The organism is Janthinobacterium sp. UMAB-60 (genome assembly GCF_900095235.1).
Taxonomy (GTDB): Bacteria; Pseudomonadota; Gammaproteobacteria; order Burkholderiales; family Burkholderiaceae_D; genus Janthinobacterium.
The window spans coordinates 358,791-377,526 of record NZ_LT607483.1; the positions used below are offsets into that span (position 1 = coordinate 358,791).

General features: G+C 62.7%; 23 protein-coding genes. 11 read left to right on the forward strand and 12 right to left on the reverse strand.

Features of this window, described 5'->3' with window-relative positions; genetic code table 11:
* Nucleotides 1-73: 73 nt before the first annotated feature.
* Together K0F86_RS04915 and K0F86_RS04920 are read right to left on the reverse strand one after the other, a co-directional pair.
* Nucleotides 74-373: an antibiotic biosynthesis monooxygenase gene (locus K0F86_RS04915; RefSeq protein ID WP_219133236.1), complete on the reverse strand. Its 300-nt coding sequence runs from the start codon at nt 371-373 to the stop codon at nt 74-76.
* A 66-nt stretch (nt 374-439) separates the two neighbouring features.
* On the reverse strand, nt 440-781 hold the full coding sequence (locus K0F86_RS04920) for a hypothetical protein (protein WP_219133237.1): 342 nt from the start codon (nt 779-781) through the stop codon (nt 440-442).
* A 171-nt stretch (nt 782-952) separates the two neighbouring features.
* Between K0F86_RS04920 and K0F86_RS04925 the strand changes: the two genes are divergently transcribed.
* From K0F86_RS04925 to K0F86_RS04940, 4 genes are all read left to right on the forward strand, one after another.
* Nucleotides 953-1,534, forward strand: coding sequence for a DJ-1/PfpI family protein (locus tag K0F86_RS04925; protein WP_219133238.1), 582 nt, complete (start codon nt 953-955; stop codon nt 1,532-1,534).
* A gap of 64 nt (nt 1,535-1,598) precedes the next feature.
* On the forward strand, nt 1,599-2,831 hold the full coding sequence (locus tag K0F86_RS04930; RefSeq protein WP_219133239.1) for a GAF domain-containing protein: 1,233 nt from the start codon (nt 1,599-1,601) through the stop codon (nt 2,829-2,831).
* 38 nt (nt 2,832-2,869) lie between these two features.
* Nucleotides 2,870-3,517 carry a response regulator gene (locus K0F86_RS04935; RefSeq protein ID WP_219133240.1) on the forward strand — a complete coding sequence of 216 codons (648 nt, stop codon included), beginning with the start codon at nt 2,870-2,872 and terminating at the stop codon, nt 3,515-3,517.
* A gap of 155 nt (nt 3,518-3,672) precedes the next feature.
* Nucleotides 3,673-4,368, forward strand: coding sequence for a Crp/Fnr family transcriptional regulator (locus K0F86_RS04940; RefSeq protein ID WP_219133241.1), 696 nt, complete (start codon nt 3,673-3,675; stop codon nt 4,366-4,368).
* Here K0F86_RS04940 and K0F86_RS04945 read toward each other — a convergent pair.
* Nucleotides 4,365-5,555 (reverse strand): MFS transporter, encoded by a 1,191-nt coding sequence (locus K0F86_RS04945; RefSeq protein WP_219133242.1) that lies wholly within the window; start codon nt 5,553-5,555, stop codon nt 4,365-4,367. The genes K0F86_RS04940 and K0F86_RS04945 overlap by 4 nt on opposite strands.
* 91 nt (nt 5,556-5,646) lie before the next feature.
* Between K0F86_RS04945 and K0F86_RS04950 the strand changes: the two genes are divergently transcribed.
* Both K0F86_RS04950 and K0F86_RS04955 read left to right on the forward strand, forming a co-directional pair.
* The gene (locus K0F86_RS04950) at nt 5,647-6,099 is read left to right on the forward strand and encodes a helix-turn-helix domain-containing protein (RefSeq protein WP_219133243.1); all 453 of its coding nucleotides are present in this window, start codon (nt 5,647-5,649) and stop codon (nt 6,097-6,099) included.
* Nucleotides 6,096-7,307, forward strand: a complete 1,212-nt coding sequence (locus K0F86_RS04955; protein ID WP_219133244.1) for a D-amino acid dehydrogenase — start codon at nt 6,096-6,098, stop codon at nt 7,305-7,307. The genes K0F86_RS04950 and K0F86_RS04955 overlap by 4 nt, the downstream gene beginning before the upstream one ends.
* Here the strand turns inward: K0F86_RS04955 and K0F86_RS04960 are convergent.
* From K0F86_RS04960 to K0F86_RS04970, 3 genes are all read right to left on the reverse strand, one after another.
* Entirely contained in the window at nt 7,304-8,383 is a 1,080-nt protein-coding gene (locus K0F86_RS04960; protein ID WP_219133245.1) for a hypothetical protein, read from the reverse strand. The genes K0F86_RS04955 and K0F86_RS04960 overlap by 4 nt on opposite strands.
* Before the next feature lie 67 nt (nt 8,384-8,450).
* Nucleotides 8,451-9,485, reverse strand: a complete 1,035-nt coding sequence (locus tag K0F86_RS04965; RefSeq protein ID WP_219133246.1) for a MerR family transcriptional regulator — start codon at nt 9,483-9,485, stop codon at nt 8,451-8,453.
* Between the two features lie 79 nt (nt 9,486-9,564).
* Nucleotides 9,565-10,479: a LysR family transcriptional regulator gene (locus K0F86_RS04970; protein WP_219133247.1), complete on the reverse strand. Its 915-nt coding sequence runs from the start codon at nt 10,477-10,479 to the stop codon at nt 9,565-9,567.
* A gap of 97 nt (nt 10,480-10,576) precedes the next feature.
* Here K0F86_RS04970 and K0F86_RS04975 point away from each other — a divergent pair, with 97 nt between their 5' ends.
* On the forward strand, nt 10,577-11,644 hold the full coding sequence (locus K0F86_RS04975) for an SDR family oxidoreductase (protein ID WP_219133248.1): 1,068 nt from the start codon (nt 10,577-10,579) through the stop codon (nt 11,642-11,644).
* Nucleotides 11,645-11,707: 63 nt separating this feature from the next.
* Here K0F86_RS04975 and K0F86_RS04980 read toward each other — a convergent pair whose 3' ends face one another.
* The 3 genes from K0F86_RS04980 to K0F86_RS04990 form a co-directional block, all read right to left on the reverse strand.
* The gene (locus K0F86_RS04980; RefSeq protein ID WP_219133249.1) at nt 11,708-12,652 is read right to left on the reverse strand and encodes an SMP-30/gluconolactonase/LRE family protein; all 945 of its coding nucleotides are present in this window, start codon (nt 12,650-12,652) and stop codon (nt 11,708-11,710) included.
* A 63-nt stretch (nt 12,653-12,715) separates the two neighbouring features.
* Complete coding sequence (locus K0F86_RS04985; protein WP_219133250.1) at nt 12,716-12,958, reverse strand: hypothetical protein; 243 nt, start codon at nt 12,956-12,958, stop codon at nt 12,716-12,718.
* Nucleotides 12,959-13,001: 43 nt separating this feature from the next.
* Nucleotides 13,002-13,400, reverse strand: coding sequence for a hypothetical protein (locus tag K0F86_RS04990; protein ID WP_219133251.1), 399 nt, complete (start codon nt 13,398-13,400; stop codon nt 13,002-13,004).
* 236 nt (nt 13,401-13,636) lie between these two features.
* Between K0F86_RS04990 and K0F86_RS04995 the strand changes: the two genes are divergently transcribed.
* Together K0F86_RS04995 and K0F86_RS05000 are read left to right on the forward strand one after the other, a co-directional pair.
* Nucleotides 13,637-15,007 (forward strand): hybrid sensor histidine kinase/response regulator, encoded by a 1,371-nt coding sequence (locus K0F86_RS04995; RefSeq protein WP_257571989.1) that lies wholly within the window; start codon nt 13,637-13,639, stop codon nt 15,005-15,007.
* A gap of 233 nt (nt 15,008-15,240) precedes the next feature.
* Complete coding sequence (locus K0F86_RS05000; RefSeq protein WP_035825558.1) at nt 15,241-15,483, forward strand: hypothetical protein; 243 nt, start codon at nt 15,241-15,243, stop codon at nt 15,481-15,483.
* Between the two features lie 33 nt (nt 15,484-15,516).
* Here the strand turns inward: K0F86_RS05000 and K0F86_RS05005 are convergent, their stop codons facing one another.
* Nucleotides 15,517-16,671, reverse strand: coding sequence for a sensor histidine kinase KdpD (locus K0F86_RS05005; RefSeq protein ID WP_219133252.1), 1,155 nt, complete (start codon nt 16,669-16,671; stop codon nt 15,517-15,519).
* Between the two features lie 184 nt (nt 16,672-16,855).
* Here K0F86_RS05005 and K0F86_RS05010 point away from each other — a divergent pair, with 184 nt between their 5' ends.
* Together K0F86_RS05010 and K0F86_RS05015 are read left to right on the forward strand one after the other, a co-directional pair.
* Nucleotides 16,856-17,185: a type II toxin-antitoxin system PrlF family antitoxin gene (locus tag K0F86_RS05010; RefSeq protein ID WP_219133253.1), complete on the forward strand. Its 330-nt coding sequence runs from the start codon at nt 16,856-16,858 to the stop codon at nt 17,183-17,185.
* Nucleotides 17,182-17,688 carry a type II toxin-antitoxin system YhaV family toxin gene (locus tag K0F86_RS05015; RefSeq protein ID WP_219133254.1) on the forward strand — a complete coding sequence of 169 codons (507 nt, stop codon included), beginning with the start codon at nt 17,182-17,184 and terminating at the stop codon, nt 17,686-17,688. The genes K0F86_RS05010 and K0F86_RS05015 overlap by 4 nt, the downstream gene beginning before the upstream one ends.
* A 42-nt stretch (nt 17,689-17,730) precedes the next feature.
* On the opposite strand, the gene K0F86_RS05020 is transcribed toward K0F86_RS05015, so the two are convergent.
* Both K0F86_RS05020 and K0F86_RS05025 read right to left on the reverse strand, forming a co-directional pair.
* Nucleotides 17,731-18,099: a hypothetical protein gene (locus K0F86_RS05020; protein ID WP_219133255.1), complete on the reverse strand. Its 369-nt coding sequence runs from the start codon at nt 18,097-18,099 to the stop codon at nt 17,731-17,733.
* Nucleotide 18,100: 1 nt separating this feature from the next.
* Nucleotides 18,101-18,565 (reverse strand): penicillin-insensitive murein endopeptidase, encoded by a 465-nt coding sequence (locus tag K0F86_RS05025; RefSeq protein WP_219133256.1) that lies wholly within the window; start codon nt 18,563-18,565, stop codon nt 18,101-18,103.
* Nucleotides 18,566-18,736 lie beyond the last annotated feature (171 nt).

The following is an 18,736-nucleotide window of genomic DNA, read 5'->3' on the forward strand; positions in this document are numbered from 1 at the left end:
TAATCGGACAAGTTCGCGGACAAGTTCGCCGACAAGCTCGGCGGGCAGACGGTGTGCTGTGTAAAACCCCGACTTAAAACCCCGTCAGCACCGTGTTCATGTGCTCGACCTGGGGCGGGGCGGCAAAGAATTCACCGACCAGGCCACGCCATGCCTGGAAGTCCTCGCTGCCGCGGAAATGCACGGTGTGGTCTTCCAGGGTGCTCCAGCCGACCACCAGGCGGTAGGCATCGCCGTTTTCGATCGAGCGCTCCAGGCGCATCGATTCGCAGCCGCGCGCGCGCTGGAACAGGGGCACGGCTTTCGCTACGGCCGCTTCGAAGGCGTCATGCGTGGCCGATTTGATCTGGATGTGGGCAATTTCATAAATCATGGCAAGTTCCACTGTGGAATGAAGGAAGCTTGATCTTGCCATAATTTCGCCGCGCGGGGGAGGGTGTCAGCCCGCCAGCGCTTGTGTCCCCACATGCCGGCTTGCCACATGGCTGGCTGTGCGCTGTTCGATATCGCAGCCGTTGCAGGCCTGGACGATGGCGTGCGCCCGCTCCCGTTCCTGTGCATTGCCGATGGCGACGACGAGGCGGAACATGCCGCGCCACGCCGCCTTGCCCTGTACGGGCACGGCTTCGTCGTCGACCGTGTCGAGCTGCACGGCGTGCGCGGGGAACCCGTCGTCGAGCAGGGCGCTGCGGGCCTGCTGCGCATCGCTGAAATGGTCGAAGATACGGATCAGGGCCGACGCGACAAGAGGGTTGGCAAGGGGGCTGGTGGAGGTGCTCATGGCCAGGCTTTCAAAGAGGGTCTTCTGGATTTGACCTGCGAGCCTTGAAATAATTCTGGCTCAGCCTCTAAATGCCTGCATTCAGTGGCAAAAGTTTGATAAATATCCAGTATGGCTGCCAAGTCGCGCTAAGATACGGCTTGCGGGATCAATCTTTCATAGGAGAACTAAATGGCAGCGAAGAAAATTCTGTTTTTGACCGGCGATTTTGCAGAAGATTATGAAACGATGGTGCCATTCCAGGCCCTGCTGATGCTCGGCCATACCGTGCACGCCGTTTGTCCCGGCAAGAAAAGCGGCGAGACGATCAAGACGGCCATCCACGATTTCGAGGGCGACCAGACCTACACGGAAAAACCGGGCCATTTGTTTACCCTGAACGCCAGCTTCGACGAGATCGATCCGGCCGACTATGACGCGGTGATGATCGCCGGCGGCCGCGCGCCCGAATACCTGCGCCTGAACGAGAAAGTCATCGCCGCCGTGCGCCATTTTGCCGACGCGGGCAAGCCTGTCGCCGCCGTCTGCCACGGCGCGCAATTGCTGGCAGCCGCCGACGTCATCCGCGGCAAGCGCATTTCCGCCTATCCCGCCTGCGCGCCGGAAGTCAAGCTGGCGGGTGGCACGTATGCGGACATCGCCGTCACGGACGCCGTCACCGATGGCCAGTTCGTCACGGCGCCCGCCTGGCCCGCGCATCCGGCGTGGCTGGCGCAGTTCGTCAAGCTGCTCGGTACCGAGATTCATTTGTAACCTTCACCAGCCCGGCAGGCCGCAGCGCTTGCCGGGCGCCCCACTTTTCAGATTCGAGTTCGTCATGCATGCGCCGCGCAGTCAACCTTCCCGCAAACAACTTCCAGCGTCACGCTGGCGCCAGCGCCGCCTGGCGCAAGCCACATCGGGCCTGAGCGCCGCGCAGGAACGCCAACTGGCCACTCTGCATGAGATTTCCACCCTGCTGGCGGGCCAGCACGCCATCGATGCGCTGTGCCGTGGCTTCCTGCACCACGTGATGCAGTTCGCGCAAGCCGAAGGCGGCACCGTGCGCATCCTCGATCCGCAGCACGATACCGTGCACATCATCGTGCATGAGGGCATTTCGGACGCCATGGTAGAAGAGGAACATTGCATCCGCAATAACGATTGCCTGTGCGGCGCTGCCGTGGCGCAGGGCGTGATCCAGATCCGCGATTTCCGCCAGGTCGAAGCGCTGCAGCGCTTTCGCTGCCAGGACGAAGGTTTTGTTGCCATCGCCGTCTTTCCCATCCTCGCGCGCGACCAGGTGGTGGGTAGTTTTTCGCTGCACTTCGCGGGTCCGCAAGCGGTGCATGCGCAGCAGCAGGGCTGGCTGGAAACGCTGGGCCAGAGCCTGGGCATCGCCATCGAAAACCAGCGCCTGATCGCGCGCGAAAAGGAGTTTGCCGTCGCGCGCGAACGCAGCCTGCTGGCCGAAGGCTTGCATGACAGCATTGCGCAAAGCCTCAATTTCATCAGCCTGCAAGTACAGATGCTCGACGATTCCGTGCGCCGGGGCCAGCTCGACGAAGCGGCCGAGGTGCTGCCGCTGATGCGCATGGGCGTCGAGCAAAGCTACCAGGACGTGCGCGAATTGCTGGTCAATTTCCGCACGCGCTGGCATGGCAGCGACCTGGAAAGCAAATTGTCGGAAGTGCTGGCCAAGTTCGAGCTGCAGACCGGCGTCGCCGGCACGCTGGACATGAGCGGCAATGGCGCGCCGCTGGCGCCCGAGCAGCAGTTGCAGATCCTGTTCATCGTGCAGGAAGCGCTGTCGAATATCCGCAAGCACGCGCAGGCGAGCAACGTGGCCCTGCGCGTGGAAAACGGGCGCGATTTTGCGCTGCAGGTGCGCGACGATGGCGAAGGCTTCGCCGCCAACCTGCGCGACAAGAAAACGGAATTGCAGATCGGCTTGCGTATCATGCAGGAAAGAGCCGAGCGGCTCGGTGCGCAATTTGCCATCGACAGCACGCCCGGCGGCGGCACGACGATCTCGCTGGCCTTGCCGGCAGCCCGGCGCCAGGCCGCGTAACAGAAGATTTATTCCTACCAGGTAGAAGATACAAATACGTGAACGCTCCAATCAAAATCCTGCTGGTCGACGACCACACCTTGCTGCGCAGCGGCGTCAAGCTGCTGCTGCAGCGCAATCCTCTGTTCCAGGTGGTGGGCGAGGCTTCGAACGGGCTCGATGGCGTGCGCCTGACGGCCGAGCTGCGGCCCGACGTGGTGCTGATGGACTTGAACATGCCCGGCGTAACGGGTGTCGAAGCGCTGCAGCTGATCTTGCAGGACATGCCGCAGATGGTGGTGCTGATGCTGACCGTGTCGGAAAACGCGGCCGACCTGGGCGCGGCCCTGCGCGCGGGCGCGCGCGGCTATTTGCTGAAAAATATCGAAGCCGAGCAGCTGGGCCAGGCCATCTGCCGCGCCGCCGCCGGTGAATCCGTGATTGCCGACGCCATGACGGCCAAGCTCGTGTCGCAGTTCCGCGCGGGGCAGAACGCACCCCAGGCCGACTACGATAAATTGACGCCGCGCGAACGCGAAGCCATGGCTTGCCTGGCGCAAGGGCTGAGCAACAAGGAAATCGCGCGCCAGCTGGACGTGGCCGAAAGCACGGTGAAAATCCACGTGCAAAACATCCTCAAAAAGCTTAAGCTCAGCAGCCGCGTGCAGATCGCCGTCTACGCCGTCGAGCGCGAGTTAAGCAAATAAAGATCAAACAAAGCGCAAATAGTGCGCAAGGAATGCGCGATTGTTTGATCTGCATGGCGTTCCGGCCTAGACAACCCTAGTTCCTTTGACGTATGGCCTTGACGGTGCCTGCGCATTACACTCTTAGTCATTCGCTAATCTAATAAGAGAGTGTCATGCATAAGGTCAACGTCGATGGCTTGCTATCGAGCCAGGCTCTGTTCCGCCATATTTCCCCTTCGCAATTAGAGCAATTGCGCCAGGATGTCGTGCGCGTCGAAGTGGAAAAAGGCAAAGTGCTGTTCCGCAAGGGCGAAGTGCCGGAAGGCGCCTATGTGGTGGTCTTCGGCCTCGTCAAGCTCAGCGTGTTTTCCATGGAAGGTACCGACAAGGTACTGGAATTGATCCGTCCGGGCCAGAGCTTCGGCGAAGCCATGATTTTCCTCGATGAACCGTATCCGTTCTGCGCCGAAGCGCTCGAGCACTGCCTGCTGCTGCGCATCCCGCCGCACGCGCTGCTGCGCCTGCTGGACCAGTCGCCGCGCATCGCGCGTCAGATGATGAACAGCCTGTCGTACCACCTGATGGGTTTTATCCGCAACGTGGAACGCTGCTCCGTGCAAAACGCCACCCAGCGCGTGGTCGAGTACCTGCTGCAGGCATCGGACCAGCAGCGTTCGAACGAGGTCAAGCTGGACCTGAAGAAAAGTTTGCTGGCATCGTTCCTGAACCTGGCGCCCGCCACCCTGTCGCGCGTGCTGCACCAGTTGACGGACTTGCATTTGATTAAAGTCAGCGGTTCGCTGATCCAGATCCAGCCCGATGCGCTGAAGACGTATCGCCATGGTTCCGCCACGGCGCTCTTGAACTAAGTTTTTTCAGCAGGCAAGGTCAGCCGCCAGAACAGCAGGGCGAGCAAGCTGACCGCCGCGCCCAGCGCGCATACTGCATGCCAGCCCGCCAGCGCATACACGCTGGTGGCGGCAATCGCACCGAGTCCGCTTCCCACCGCATAAAACAGCATGTAGCACGCCACCAGGCGGCTGTGCGCGTCGCTGTCGTCCTTGAAAATCAGGCTCTGGTTCGTTACGTGGATGGCCTGGCCGGCCAGGTCCAGTGCGATGATGCCGACGACCAGCGGCCACAGGGCCGTGCCGGCAAAGCCGAGCGGCAGCCACGCGGCCAGCAGCAGCAGCAGGGCCGCGCCCGTCGTCCACTGCGCCCGACCCTTGTCGGCCTGCGCCCCGGCCCGTGCCGCGCCCAGCGCCCCGATCACGCCCACCAGGCCAAACGCGCCGATGGCCGCATGGCTGTAGCCTTGCGCCGTCAGGGGCAGCACCAGGGCGCTCCAGAAAATATTGAAGACGGCAAACATCAGCAGGGCCAGCATGCCGCGCACGCGCAGCACCTTGTTGTGCAGCAGCATCTCCAGCATCGAAGCGAGCAGGGCGCCGTAGGCCAGCTTCTGATTGGATGCCTGCGCTGGCGGCAGCTTGCGCCACAGCAGCAGCAACAGGGCGCAGGCGATGGCGGCCGAGACGAAATACACGGCGCGCCAGTCGGCCAGATCGGCCACCACGCCGGACAGGGTGCGCGCCAGCAGCAAGCCGATCACCACGCCGCCCTGCGCCATGCCGACGACCCTGCCCCGCTCGTGGCTGGCCGCCGCGCTGGCCGCGTAGGCGATCAAGCCCTGCGTCATGGCCGTGCCCAGCAAGCCCACCAGCAGCATGCCGCCCAGCAAGGCGGCCGTGGAACGGGCACAGCCCAGCGCCGCGAGCGTGATGGCAAGCAAGCCCAGCTGGAACAGGGTCAGCCGGCGCCGGTTCAGCATGTCGCCCAGGGGCACCAGCAGCAGCAGGGCCAGCGCGCAGCCGAGCTGCGTGGCCGTGATGACCATGCCGCTGGCCGCGTCCGTCATGCCGAATTCCCGCGCCAGGGTGGCCAGCAAAGGCTGGGCGTAATACACATTGGCCACGCTGAGGCCGGCCGCCGTGGCAAACAGCCAGACGAGAGTGGAAGGAAGTGCTGTTGTGAGGGGGATGGTCGTATCGCGCATGGGCTCGCCTATAAGTGGTTGCAAATTAAAACCAGTTGGAGTCTACGGTGATTAGTTTTAAAATGCAACCACTCAATCCTGGAGCATGCCGATGGCCAAGCGCAAGAGCCTGAAAACCGACCCCTGTCCCGTGGCGCGCGCGCTCGACGCGATCGGCGAGCGCTGGTCGCTGCTGATCGTGCGCGACGCCTTCGACGGCATGCGCCGGTTCGGGGAATTCCAGAAAAGCCTGGGCGTGGCGAAGAACATCCTGGCCGACCGCCTGCACACGCTGGTGGAAGAGGGCATTTTTACGGTCGCGCCCGCCTCGGACGGCACGGCCTACCAGGAATATGTGCTCACGCCCAAGGGGCTGGCGCTGTTTCCCGTCGTGGTCGGCTTGCGCCAGTGGAGCGAGGCGCAATTGTTTGAACAAGGTGAGGCGCATTCGACCCTGCTGCAGCGCGGCTCCGGCTTGCCCGTGCGCCGCATCGACGTGCTGGCCGACGATGGCCGCGTCCTGCAGGCGGGCGATACCGTCGTGCACAAGGTAGAGGCGCCATGAGCCGCACGGTGGCCGTCATCGGCGGCGGCATCACGGGCGTCACCACGGCGTATGCGCTGGCGAAACGGGGCGTCGATGTCACCCTGATCGAGCGCCACCGCTATGCGGCCATGGAAACGTCGTATGCGAATGGCGGGCAATTGTCGGCCTCGCACGCGGAAGTGTGGAACCACAAGGCAACGATTCTGAATGCGCTGAAATGGATGGCGCGGCGCGATGCGCCGTTGTTGCTGCATCCCTGGCCCAGCTGGCACAAGCTGAGCTGGTTTGCGGAGTTTCTCGCCGCCATGCCGGACTACGAGCGCAATACCATCGCCACGGCGCGCATGGCGATTGCCGCGCGCGCACATTTGTTTGCGTGGGCGGAAGAAGAGAAGATAGCTTTCGATCACCGCCGCGCCGGCATCCTGCACGTGTACCGCGACCGGCGCGGCTTCGAACGGGCGGCCGGCGTGTCGCGCCTGCTGGCCAAGGGCGGTCTTGAGCGGCGTGCCGTGAGCTTGCTGGAAATGCGCGCCATCGAGCCGGCCCTCACCGGCGACTTTTACGGCGGCTACTACACGGACAGCGATTCCACGGGCGACATCCACAAATTTACCAGCGGCCTGGCCGACGCCTGCGCGCGCCTGGGCGTGGCGTGCTGCTTTGGTCAGGACGTTACTGCGCTGGCGCGCGAGCACGGCAAGGTGCGTGTCTCCATGGGCGAGGACAACAGCGTATTCGACGCCGTCGTCATCTGCGCGGGCACGGCCAGCCGCGCCCTGGCGGCAATGCTGGGCGACCATGTGAACGTGTATCCCGTGAAAGGCTATTCGATTACCGTGCAGCTCGACGACGCCGCCAGCCGCGCGGCCGCGCCCCAGGTCAGCCTGCTCGACGATGCGACCAAGCTGGTCAGCAGCCGCCTGGGCGAGGACCGGCTGCGCGTGGCAGGGACGGCGGAATTCAATGGCGTAAATCACGACATCCGCGCCGACCGCATCCGCCCGCTATTGCAGTGGGTGGAGCAGTGCTTTCCTGACGTGAATACACGCAAGGTGATCCCGTGGGCCGGCTTGCGCCCCATGCTGCCGGCCATGCTGCCGAAAGTGGGGCCGGGCAAGGCGCCGGGCGTGTACTACAACACGGGCCACGGCCACCTGGGCTGGACCCTGGCGGCCGCCACGGCGGAGATGGTGGCCGAGCTGGTGGACAAGGCGGGTACTTAGTTCTTCGGCAGCAGATCGCTGAGCGCGGCACGGCCCTTGACGGTGAGGAAGGGGCCGACCTTGCTGTAAGGCAGTAAAAAATCGTTTTCGCAGCCGCTGCCGTTCGAGTCTTCCCAGAACGACACGCCTTCCGGTTTCAATGACAGGTGGAAGCGGCCGTGGCCGTCGTAATCCGTGCCTTTGCACTCGGCGTCGATTGTCACGTCCTTGAAGAGGGCCTGGCGCAGGCGGTCCGGCAATTCGGCCTTGTCGTCGCCATCGCTGGCGCTGGCGCCAAACCAGTTCCACACGTCCGTTTCCTGGCCCGTTTTCACGTCCCAGGTGCGGAACCGGATGGAAATGCCGCTGGCGCCATAGCCAGCCGCCCAGCGGTAGAACTTGATCGTTACCCAGCGCGGCGACCAGTAGGTGGGCTCCGCATACACTTCGTCTTCCGTCGTGAAACCGTTGCGGCCCAGGTATTCGCGGCGCGTGGCATAGAAGTCGGCCAGGTCTTTTTTACTTTTTGCCAGCACGGCGCGCAGCTGCGCGTTGATTTTCGCCACGCCGTCACCGGGCGCTATCAATTCCACCGTGATGGTGTCGCCCACTTGCAGGTTGCGGTATTGCTTTCCTTCAACGGTAACGGGTTTGCTGACCTTGGTGTTGGGAAAGTCTTCCAGCGCCAGGTTGTAGGCATCGCTGGCGCAGGATGGATGTTCGCGGTCGCCCGCCGCTTCCAGCAGGGCCAAGGCCAGGGGCAGGGTCTTGCCGCTTTTCTGCTCCGTCCAGGTGCCGGTGAGCTTGCCGCCCTGCGGCGCGTTGAGGCGCCACGTGCCCGTCGTATCGCCCTTGGCGTCGGATTCGCTCCAGTCGCTCTTGCCGTTCGGCATGGACAGCATGATCGGTGTCTTGTAGCGCGTGTAGTAATAGTTGCCGCTGCGGTCAGACCCTTGCGTGGGGCTGGGCTGGTTGAAGCAGGCGACGATATTGGCCTTGCCCAGAGTGCCCTGCCACACGCCTTGCACGGGCGGCTCGGCCGCCATGGCGATATGGAAGGCGGGCAGGGTCAGGCAGGCAAACAGAAAGCGGCGCATCGGTGGTTCCTCTCATGGGCGATGGCCGATTCTACATGGCCCCGCCCACGAGATGCCGCACGTTAACCTATGCGCCGGGGCGCTCCTGCGCCACCACGGCCATCGCCGCGCCCAGGTATTGCAGCATGGCCCCGTCGACGAAGCTGCCTTCCATCAGGCGCGGTTCCTGCTGGTGCGCCTGGCGGAATTTCAGCTGCGTGGCCGGGTCCGTGCCCGCATACGAACGGAACAGCTCCAGCCACTGCCGCGCCAGTTGCAGCACGGCCGGGTCGGTGGGCGGCGTGCGCGCATCGATGGCGGCGCGCACGGCGGCGATCAGGGCCGGCCATTCACCCGAGCGCTTGCCGTAGTTTGCCACCAGGTGCGCGTATTCCTGCTCATCGAGGAAAGGCCGGTACAGCGCCATGCGCGAGGCATTGAAGGCGGCGAGGATGAACTGCATCAGTTCCGCATCGATGCTGGTGGTCGCCTGCATGGATGGCTCCTGTTCGTGCATGCTGTTCAGGCGCGCGAACAGGCCCGGATGGGCGCCCGTGTCGCGCACCAGCTTGACCATCCATTCCGTGGCCAGCGCCTGCGCCTGCGCATCGTTCGGGTTGGCGCCCGCATCCCTGGCGGCGCGCACTCTCGCTACCAGTTCTTTCCATTCCTGTTCCACGGCCGCATCGGACAGCAGCGGCATCCGTTGCAGTTCTTCCTGGGTAAAATATTTGTCGTACATGGTCATCAACTCCATTGTGGTGAGCCACTCGGCCAGTTCCGGTGCCTGTCCCTGCGCCAGTTGCGCCTGCAGGGTGCGCAGGCGTACACGCAGGGTGGAAGCTTGCGCGATCTGGCGCTCGAGCATGGCGATCTGCCGCGCCACGATGGAGGAGAGCGGCAGATCCGGGCCGGCGAGTGCGTGGGCGATATCGGCCAGCGACAACCCGAACTTGCGCAGCGCCATGATCCGGTGCAGCCGGTCCATGTCGCCGTGCTGGTACAGGCGGTAGCCAGCTTGCGTGCGCGCCGAAGGCGAGAGCAGGCCGATGCTGTCGTAATGGTGCAGGGTGCGGATGGTCAGGCCCGTGAGCCTGGCCAGTTCACCGATTTTCAACAGCATTGCTTGTTCCTTTCCTGGTGCGTACGGACAGCATCGATCCTGACGTCACGTCAGGGTCAAGCGATATATTCAAACTGAGTCAACTGATTGTCAGCCGCTGCCGCAATTCCTGCAACAGGGTGCCCGTTTTCGGCGTCAGCTGGCGCGCCAGCGGCCAGGCCAGGTACAGGGGCAAGCCTGGCGTGGCCAGTTCCGGCACGATGGCCACGATGGCGCCCGTGGCCAGGTGTTCCTGCACCAGCCAGGTGGCCAGCTGCGCCACGCCCAGGCCCGCCAGCACGGCGGCCGTGCGCGCTTCCGCGTCGCCCACCGTCATGCGCGGCGACGCCAGGCGGTATTCCAGCTGGCCGCCCTTGTCCTCGTCCGGGAACAGCCACGGCATGGGCGAGCCGTCGCCGCGTCCGTAGGCGATGCAGTCGTGGCCATCGAGCTGCGCGATGGATGCGGGCGTGCCGCGCCGCGCCAGGTAGGCGGGCGCCGCGCACAGGATCAGCTGTTCGTCGCCCAGGTGCATCTGTCCCAGCGCGGCCGGCCAGTGCGAGGGCGCGCCGATGCGCACGGCGATATCGATGCGCTCTTCGAACAGGTCGACGAAGCGGTCGCTGAAGGCGATGGCCGGCTGCAGGCGCGGATATTTTTCGCACAGATCGATCAGCGCCGGCATCACGCGCAGGCGGCCATACGCGGCGGGCACGCCGATGCGCACCTTGCCGGCCAGTTCCGTCGCATGTTCGGCCAGCACGTCTTCCGCGTCCGCCAGTTCCTGCAGCACGCGCTTGCAGGTGGCGTAGTAGGCGCGGCCCGCCTCGCTCAGTTTCAGCCGGCGCGTGCTGCGCTCGAACAGCAGCACGCCCAGCCGCTCTTCCAGCCGCGCCACGCTCTTGCTGACGGCCGAGCTGCTCAGGTGCAGGCGTTCGGCCGCCTTGGTAAAACTGCCCGCGTCGGCCGTGGCGAGGAAGGGCGTGAGGCCCTTTAAATGTTCCGATGAAAACATGATTCGCGAATTCTATTCATGAATAAGGTGAAATAGTATCGTGGATAAGAATTTCAGTCGCGGATATGATGGTTTTTTCTTTCGGAGGCTTTCTCACATGCAAAAACACGCACTCATCATCGGCGCCAGCGGCGTCATCGGCAGCAACCTGGCCACGCATCTGCTCGGCGAAGGCTGGCAGGTGACGGGCGTCTCGCGGGGACGCACGCCCGTGCCCGCCGGCTGCACCGCCCTGCAATTGGATGCGACGGATGGCGCCGCCGTCGCCGCCGCGCTGGCGGGCCTGGACGCCAGCCACGTCTTCTTCACGGCCTGGGCGCGCCAGGAAAACGAGCAGGAAAACATCCGCGTCAACGGCGCCATGGTGGCCAATGTGCTGGCCGCGCTGGGACCGAACGGCCACTTGCGCCACGCGGCGCTGGTGACTGGTCTCAAGCATTACCTGGGACCGTTCGATGCGTATGGCAAGGGAACGGTGCCTGTGACGCCGTTCCGCGAAGAGCAGGGCCGCCAGCCCGTGGAGAACTTTTATTACGCGCAGGAAGACCGCTTGTTCGAAGCGGCCACCCGGTACGGCTTTACGTGGAGCGTGCACCGCCCGCACACCATCATCGGCTACGCGCTGGGCAATGCGATGAACATGGGCTTGACCCTGGCCGTGTATGCGAATTTGTGCAAGGCCAGCGGCGCGCCCTTCGTCTTTCCCGGTTCGCCCGCGCAGTGGCACGGTTTGTCCGACATGACGGACGCGGGCCAGATCGCGCGCCACCTGGCATGGGCGGCGGACAGCCCTTGCGCGCGCAACGAGGATTTCAATATCGTCAATGGCGACGTGTTCCGCTGGAAGTGGCTGTGGCCGCGCCTGGCCGCGTATTTCGGCGTGGCGGCGGCGGACTTGCCCGAGACCATGGCGCCTTTGGCCGACCGCATGCAGGACGCCCCCGCGCAATGGCGCGCCATCGCGCGGCAGCATGATCTGGCGGAAGCGGACATAGCCCGCCTGGCCTCATGGTGGCATACGGATGCCGACCTGGGGCGGCCGATGGAAGTGATGACGGACATGGGCAAGAGCCGCAAGGCGGGCTTTCTTGATTACCAGGATACGCAGGATGCCTTCGTCAATCTGTTCGAGCGCCTGAAGGCGCAGCGCATCATTCCCCAGTGACCTGGCTGCGGCCAACGATGTTGTCGGCTTACGCCGTTCCGGCTAAGCCGACATCCCGACATGCTATTCGGCCTTGCGCCGCTCCTGCGCCCGCTGCCATTCGAGGCCCGGGCGGTCGACGCGAAATTGCAGCAGGCGCCCCTGCACCACTTCCGTCACATACGCCGTGCGGCCGTCGGGACCGCCGAAGGTGATGTTGCTGGGCTTGGCGCCGGGCACGCTGATTTCGCGCAAGATGCGCCCCTGCGGCGACAATTTGACCACGCTGCCCTTGCCGTAGCGCGTCACGTACAAATTGCCATCGACATCCACGCGCATGCCATCCATGCCGAAATCGTCGAACTTGATCAGCAAGCGCTTGCCGCTCAGGCTGCCGTCCGCGGCGATGTCATACATCCAGATATTGCGCTGCACGCTTTCATTCACATACAAGATCTTGCCGTCGGGGCTCACTTCAATGCCGTTGGCCGTGCCCATGGTGTCGAGCGCCAGCGTCACCGTGCCGTCCTGCGCGATGCGCCACACGCGGCCCGTGTTTTCCTTCCAGTTCGGGTCGCTCGCATACAGCACGTCGTCGGCCGTGATGGCGATGTCGTTCGGCTGCGTCATGCGCGGCTCGCGCGCGTGGATGGTGAGCGCGCGCGTGGCCGGATCGACCAGGTAAATCGTGTGTTCCATGTAGTCGGCCAGATACATCTGGCCACGGCTGCCGAAGCGGATGCCGTTGGCGATGCTGGTGCCGGGCAGGGTCAGCCACACTTCGCCGCTGCCATCGGGACGCACCTTGCCGATGGTTTGCTGGCGCGCAAAGTTGACGGCGTAGATATTGCCATCCGCATCCACGGCCGGGCCTTCGATGCCCTTGGTAAAGGAATGCGCGGGCGTGAAGGTGGTGGTGAGAAACAGCGCTTCGTGCGCGGGCGGGCTGGCGCAGGCGGACAGATTGGCCAGCGCGGTGGCCAGCACGGCGGCGCGCAGCGACGGCAGGGCGAATCGGGAATGAGGCATCAAGGTTCTCTGTATGGCAACGGTGGCGTATGTTACCCGACGCGCGCCGACCGGGGCGCCAGTCTATGCCGCCACGACCACCAGATCGGGGAAGTCGTCCTGCCAGCCGGCCCATGCGTCCTGCAGGTGCGCGTGCATGCCGGCCCGGTCTTGCACCAGATCAAAGGCGTCGGCGCTGGCGAGCAGAAAATGGGCGATGGCGCGCAGGGTGGCCGGGTCGGCCTGGATGGTCACGTCGGAGCAGGGCAGCGCTTGGTCCGAAGGCGTGTCTTGCAGATAGCAGTGCAGCGATAAATGTGGGGTCATGAGCTTCGGTGGTTGATGTAGGCGCCCAGCATGGCGTGTGCGTTCAGTGCGGCGCGGGCCGCGCAGCGTCGAACAACAGCGCCAGCGCAAGCTTGCTGGCGCGTATGGACAGAACCAGCTCCGAGCCCGATGAATACATCGCCTGCGCGTCGCAGTTGACGGCCTCGTCAGCTTCGTCGGGCGGCACGATGCGCGGCGAAAGCAGTCCGATGCTTTCGGTCTCTGGCGCGAACAGCATCTTCTCGTAATTTCGCTGTGAGAACTTGACGATCTTGCCGCGCTTGTTGCCGTAGCGCTCGACGGATTCGCCGATGTGCGCGAACCAGGCAAACAGCTGTGCGCTGGCCGCGGCGGGATTGAAGGGGCTATTGTTCTTGAGTTCGCCGACGAGGAAATGGTATTGGTCCATTGGCAATGCGGGGAAGGGTTGCGACAGGCGCATTTTTGCACGGAATGCAATATGTTGCCAATGCGTGCGCGTGACTATTCCGTCAGGCGGCCTGATCGATAAGTAAGCTAATGCTATCATTTCATAAGGAAAATAGAGTATCGTGCTCAGCTAGAAAGTAATACACCGTATGCAGCAATAGAGCTGGCGTGCGCGGCGAGGTCTGAGTGAACGCCGCGGAACGAAGAGTTGTCCTTGAGGCCGGCCCCCACAGGCCGCACACCGTCACCATGCACCACACAGCACTCTCGCCGGATCCTGAGGATGCGCCAGCCCAGCAGTTGCCCTCCGAGCAAAATCTGCAGGCCTTGCATCACCGCGAAGTCAAACTGCTGCGCGAGACGATCAATCAACTGTTGATCATGGCCAAGATGCAGTTGCAGGAAAAGGATAAATCCGACGCCTTTGGGCTGTTGATCATGCAGTTGCGCGAAGCCAATCAAAACCTGGTGCTGGCGACGTTTGGCGCGCAGGATATGCAGGCGTCCGCCGAAGCGACAACCGTGCGCCAGACAGAATTTCTGGCCATGCTTGCGCATGAGTTACGCAATCCCTTGCAGCCGCTGGCGATGGCCAATGATTTGCTGGCCAAGAAGGTCGACCTCGATCCCCAGCTGGCGCACGTGCATGACGTGATCGGCCGCCAGGTGGCGCATATGGCGCGCCTGATCGACGACTTGCTCGACGCTTCGCGCGTCAGCAGCGGGAAGATCACCTTGCAGCTGGCGCCCATCCTGCTGAGCGACATCATCGCCAGTGCCGTGGAAGTCGGCCAGGCCAGCATCAGCCAACGCCAGCAAGTGCTGAGCGTGAGCATGCCGAAGGAAGCCCTGGTGATCGAAGGGGACCTGGTGCGCCTGACGCAGGTGTTTGCCAACCTGCTCATCAATGCCAGCAAATTTACGCACGAGTTTGGCCACATCGATATCGTCGTCAGGCGCCACGATGATCTGGTGGAAATTGCCGTCAGCGACGATGGCGCCGGCATCGCCCTCGATATCCAGCCCTTCATCTTCGACTTGTTTACCCAGGGCTTCCGTTCGCTGGAACGGGCGCAGGGTGGCCTGGGCATCGGCCTGTCGCTGGTGCGCATTATTACCCAGCTGCATGGCGGCACCGTGGATGTCTTCAGCGCCGGGGTTGGCTTTGGCAGCCAGTTTGTCTTGCAGCTGCCCCTGTCGTCGCTGGCGCCGCCATCGCAGGACATGCAGGCGGCACCTGCGGCGTGCGCACTGCCACGCCGCATATTGCTGATCGAGGATAATGCCGATGCGGCGGAAATGCTGGCGCTGCTGCTGACGCAGGACGGTCACCATGTCGACGTGCGCAACGACGGCCCCAGCGGCTTGCGCGCCGCGCTCGATGCGCCCTACGATGTGATCGTGTGCGATATCGGCTTGCCGGGCATGGATGGCTTCCAGGTCATCAGTTCGGCACGCGCGGCCTTGCCGGCGCCGCTGCCGTGCTTTGTCGCCGCGTCGGGTTACAGCCAGCTTGGCGAGTTCGACCGCGCTGGCCAGGCAGGGTTTGACCACTACCTGGTAAAGCCCATCAATATCGACGCTTTGTCGAAAATAATCACGGCAACGGTTCCTCACTGATGGGGCGGAAATGGTCGCCTTGACCGACATCGTCATGCCGTGCCACATCGAGCTCGAAGGCCAGTTCAAGCGCATGGGATCGGTGGTGACGGTGCGCGGCCTGGACGCATGCTGTTGGTGACGGTTGAGTTGAGGCGTATGATGGAAGTGCGGCCATGCCGACGGCGATGGCTGTACCCAAGGGGACGGATGATGCGTCTTCTGGGTTTCCCAGCTGATCAAGAGGAGATATGATGGACAAACCCGAATTCATCCTGGCCGCGAAAGCCATGGAAACGCTGGAGATGTATCAAACGTTTTATGGTCACTCCAGCGAATACCAGGCGCACCAGCAAGAAGTGCTGAAACTGCTGCGCCACAAGGGCGCCTCCCTGCTGGTGTCGGAACATGGCCCGGCGAAGTTTTTGCTGGCATTTGCCGATGCGCTGGAAGTGGCCAGCTTGCCGGGCGAGTATGTGCCGCTGAGCCGCAGATAAGGCGACCCCGGCCCGGCAGGCTAGGGCGCGCGGCTAGCCGCCGTTCGCTCCGTCGTTCAGCGATACCCTGGGTAGCCGCACGGTAAATATCGTGCCGCTTTCCAGGCTCGACTCGGCGCCGATGGTGCCGCCGTGCGCGCTGGCGATTTCACGCGCGATAAACAGACCCAGGCCGATACTGGTGGCGTTGGGTGCCTTGTGATCGTCGGAAATGGCCAGCTGTACCAGGGGATCGAAAATGCTCTTCAGCGAGGCTTCCGGGATCTGACGGCCGAAATTCTTCACTTGCACCACGGCCGTATCGGCGTCGCCGCAGGCCGTGATGCTCACCGGCTGGTCGTCGGTGCGATATTGCGCAGCATTGTTGAGCAAATTGGAAAACAGCTGGGCCAGGCGGGCCGCATCGAAGTCGCCGATCATCTCGCCCGTAGTACTTAGTTCAAACTTGCACTGCGGGTGAGCGGCTGAGGCATCCTCGACGGCTGTCTTGCAGATTTCCCCCAGGTCGCCCAGGCTGGGCGAAATGGGCATGCGTCCCCCCAGTTGCGTCCTGGCAAATTCCAGCAGATCGTTGACCATGGTTGTCATGGTGGCCGCGCTGCGGGCAACCCGTGCCCCGATCTGCACCGTGGAAGCCGAGGTCGCGCTCGGCCGGCTCAGCAGCGCACCGGCCATCGTCATCGTGCTCAGCGGACTGCGCAAATCGTGGCTGAGGATGGCGAGAAAGGTATTGCGGGTGCGGTCGCTCTGCTGCGAGTAGCGTATCGCCGATTCCTGCAGCGCCTGGTCTATCGCTTCATTGAAGCGCAAGATGTCGTCCGTCGCCGTTTTCGTCGTCACCGACACCTGTGCCATCCACAGGCGCAGAACGCTGGCCCGCATCGCGCGAAATTCCGCCGTCAGTTGCGGCAGCGTAAAGCCAATCTGCTGGCGCAGCGAGCCATGCGTGGCCGCTGCCGTTTCCTTGCCCGCTATTTCCGATACGCCCGTGGTCGATTTCTTTTTCCGCTGCGCCGCGTTCTCGATGACATCCATGTCGCGCACGATGGTTTCCAGCATCTGCTTTGCATGATCGCGTAATTCGGCTTTCGAGATGGTGGCACCAGGAATGGGAAGCGACCTGGCGAAGAGTTCCCACTCTTCCAGGATCGGCTCCAGATGGCCGGTAATAAAGCGCGATAGTTTCACTGTGGACCAATGCGGTGATGGAAGAGGCGCCAGTGTACGCTGTTGAGGTGAGGGATGGGGGATTGGGTTCTGCTACGGGGGAGGGCATCTGCGTATGCCCCGGCAATTCAAGACCAGGTAAGGGTATTGACTTGGTAATGCACTCGCATTACCATATGAGCATCCCTTTTAACCGGAGAGCATCATGTCCGCTAACCACGACATCGAATCCACGCTGACCGACCGCTACCAGACCACTGTGCCGGAAACCGTGCGTCGCGCCTTGCGGTTGGGCAAGCGGGACAAGATCCACTACGCCGTTCGCCCGAATGGCGAAGTGGTCATGACGCGCGCCGACGCTTCTGCAGGCAATGACCCGGTGCTGGGGCAGTTCCTGGGCTTCCTGGCACGCGACCTCGCCAGCCATCCGGAACGTCTGATGGCTGTGGATGCTACCCTCGTCCAGCGCCTGCGATCGCTGGTAGGTGATATCGAAGTCGAGCTCGATGCTGCGTTGCCGGCAGACGATGAATGAGCACAGACCAGACTGCGCCGCTGGTCATTCACGGATGGACAGTCTTTGTCCATCCTCTATTCCTTGCGCAGATTGAGGCGCTGGTTCTGCAGCTCGAGTCGCTCAAGCAGAAGGATCCGGTTGGCTACGTGAAGAAGAACGCCAGCAAGCGGCTGGCCGCTATCACGAAGTTGGCGTTCGATGTCATTCCACAAGATCCCACACGCCCCGAGTATCGGCAAGGCGGTACTCTCGGCGATGCGCATAAACACTGGTTCCGGGCCAAGTTTTTCCAGCAATACAGACTGTTCTTCCGCTATCACGCAGCTGCCAGGGTACTCGTGTTTGCATGGGTTAATGACGACGACAGCAAGCGTGCCTATGAGAGCAGCGACGACGCTTACCGGGTGTTCCGCAAGATGCTGGAGGGAGGGTGCCCGCCCGATGATTGGGATATGCTGCTGGCGGAAGCACGGCTGGAGGACGCGCGCCTGCGGAGCCTGTTTGCAGGCACTGGGGAGTAGTGCAGGATTGGCTGAGCTAAGGCCCCGGTCACCCCAGGCGATCTAGCAAATCGATCCCGCAATGCTTTTGCCACTGCGCAGGTTAAAGCCGAAGTGGCACCTATAGCCGTCATGATCCCGGACGCAGGAAACATTTTCCTTGTCGCGCTGCCGATAGCCTTTCTCCAAACTGCAGCGCTCTTTCGAGTCCGGCCCCATGGAGTCAAACATGTCCTTGGCCACGGTCCCCGTGACCATGAAAGAAATCTTGCGGTCATGCGGTGTGGGCGGCTGTTGCTCGCCCAAGGTATTTGAATACATCAGATAAGAACCCTTGAAAGGTTTGTATTCGCCCCAGTCGCTGTCGCTAGCCGCATAAGCCAGTGAAAACAGGGTGAAGGCGCCCCACGCCAGAGCCCACTGTTTTTTCATGTCAAGCTCTCAGTTCCAGATGAAAGTGATGGTCGTGATTTTTGAATGGCGTCACGAATGGAATGCCGGTATCGTTAAACAGCACCCGGCGTACACTGGCATGGGCGCGAAAAAGTGCGATGAGCTTTGCCGTCGCGGCTTGATCGTAGTCTTTGTCATACCAATAAACAGGGAGTTGAAGGCCGTCCTTGCGCAGTGGACGAATGTCTACCTCCAGGCCGGATTTGTGCGTTGAGTGTTCCCCATACGCAGTGCCGTTAGCCAGACTGATGTTGCCGATGCCAAATTTTCGTGTATCGATCGCTTGCCATTCGCGCTCTACATACAGCAGTGCCATCATCATGTTTGGATGCGCGTACTGGCCCGCCCCCCTGCCGGGAGTGCCATAGACGTAATACCCGGCACCTTCCGGAGCCTGGGGCAGGATAAAAAAACCGCGCTTATCCCTGGCCTGAACTTCAAGCATGGTCGACTCCGCTAGGCGCAACGGTGTGGGAGCTGGCATTGTTTCGCATTCCGTTCCATCTGGGATTGCGCTTCCGCAAACAATTGCGGGCTGGAACAGGATTCACCGCCGCCATGGCGGAAAGAACACGTTGCCCGGCCAGTGTCGCGGTAGCTTTTTTATATCTTTTGT

Excerpts from the sequence above, each read along its gene's own strand:
- K0F86_RS05020 (WP_219133255.1), bottom strand. The coding sequence starts at position 18,099 with ATGAAAAAACAGTGGGCTCTGGCGTGGGGCGCCTTCACCCTGTTTTCA.
- K0F86_RS04970 (WP_219133247.1), bottom strand. The coding sequence starts at position 10,479 with ATGTTTTCATCGGAACATTTAAAGGGCCTCACGCCCTTCCTCGCCACG.
- K0F86_RS04925 (WP_219133238.1), top strand. The coding sequence starts at position 953 with ATGGCAGCGAAGAAAATTCTGTTTTTGACCGGCGATTTTGCAGAAGAT.
- K0F86_RS05000 (WP_035825558.1), top strand. The coding sequence starts at position 15,241 with ATGGACAAACCCGAATTCATCCTGGCCGCGAAAGCCATGGAAACGCTG.
- K0F86_RS05015 (WP_219133254.1), top strand. The coding sequence starts at position 17,182 with ATGAGCACAGACCAGACTGCGCCGCTGGTCATTCACGGATGGACAGTC.
- K0F86_RS05025 (WP_219133256.1), bottom strand. The coding sequence starts at position 18,565 with ATGCTTGAAGTTCAGGCCAGGGATAAGCGCGGTTTTTTTATCCTGCCC.
- K0F86_RS04940 (WP_219133241.1), top strand. The coding sequence starts at position 3,673 with ATGCATAAGGTCAACGTCGATGGCTTGCTATCGAGCCAGGCTCTGTTC.
- K0F86_RS04945 (WP_219133242.1), bottom strand. The coding sequence starts at position 5,555 with ATGCGCGATACGACCATCCCCCTCACAACAGCACTTCCTTCCACTCTC.
- K0F86_RS04985 (WP_219133250.1), bottom strand. The coding sequence starts at position 12,958 with ATGACCCCACATTTATCGCTGCACTGCTATCTGCAAGACACGCCTTCG.
- K0F86_RS04930 (WP_219133239.1), top strand. The coding sequence starts at position 1,599 with ATGCATGCGCCGCGCAGTCAACCTTCCCGCAAACAACTTCCAGCGTCA.
- K0F86_RS05010 (WP_219133253.1), top strand. The coding sequence starts at position 16,856 with ATGTCCGCTAACCACGACATCGAATCCACGCTGACCGACCGCTACCAG.
- K0F86_RS04960 (WP_219133245.1), bottom strand. The coding sequence starts at position 8,383 with ATGCGCCGCTTTCTGTTTGCCTGCCTGACCCTGCCCGCCTTCCATATC.
- K0F86_RS04920 (WP_219133237.1), bottom strand. The coding sequence starts at position 781 with ATGAGCACCTCCACCAGCCCCCTTGCCAACCCTCTTGTCGCGTCGGCC.
- K0F86_RS04965 (WP_219133246.1), bottom strand. The coding sequence starts at position 9,485 with ATGCTGTTGAAAATCGGTGAACTGGCCAGGCTCACGGGCCTGACCATC.
- K0F86_RS04980 (WP_219133249.1), bottom strand. The coding sequence starts at position 12,652 with ATGCCTCATTCCCGATTCGCCCTGCCGTCGCTGCGCGCCGCCGTGCTG.
- K0F86_RS04915 (WP_219133236.1), bottom strand. The coding sequence starts at position 373 with ATGATTTATGAAATTGCCCACATCCAGATCAAATCGGCCACGCATGAC.
- K0F86_RS04955 (WP_219133244.1), top strand. The coding sequence starts at position 6,096 with ATGAGCCGCACGGTGGCCGTCATCGGCGGCGGCATCACGGGCGTCACC.
- K0F86_RS04975 (WP_219133248.1), top strand. The coding sequence starts at position 10,577 with ATGCAAAAACACGCACTCATCATCGGCGCCAGCGGCGTCATCGGCAGC.
- K0F86_RS04950 (WP_219133243.1), top strand. The coding sequence starts at position 5,647 with ATGGCCAAGCGCAAGAGCCTGAAAACCGACCCCTGTCCCGTGGCGCGC.
- K0F86_RS04990 (WP_219133251.1), bottom strand. The coding sequence starts at position 13,400 with ATGCGCCTGTCGCAACCCTTCCCCGCATTGCCAATGGACCAATACCAT.
- K0F86_RS04995 (WP_257571989.1), top strand. The coding sequence starts at position 13,637 with ATGCACCACACAGCACTCTCGCCGGATCCTGAGGATGCGCCAGCCCAG.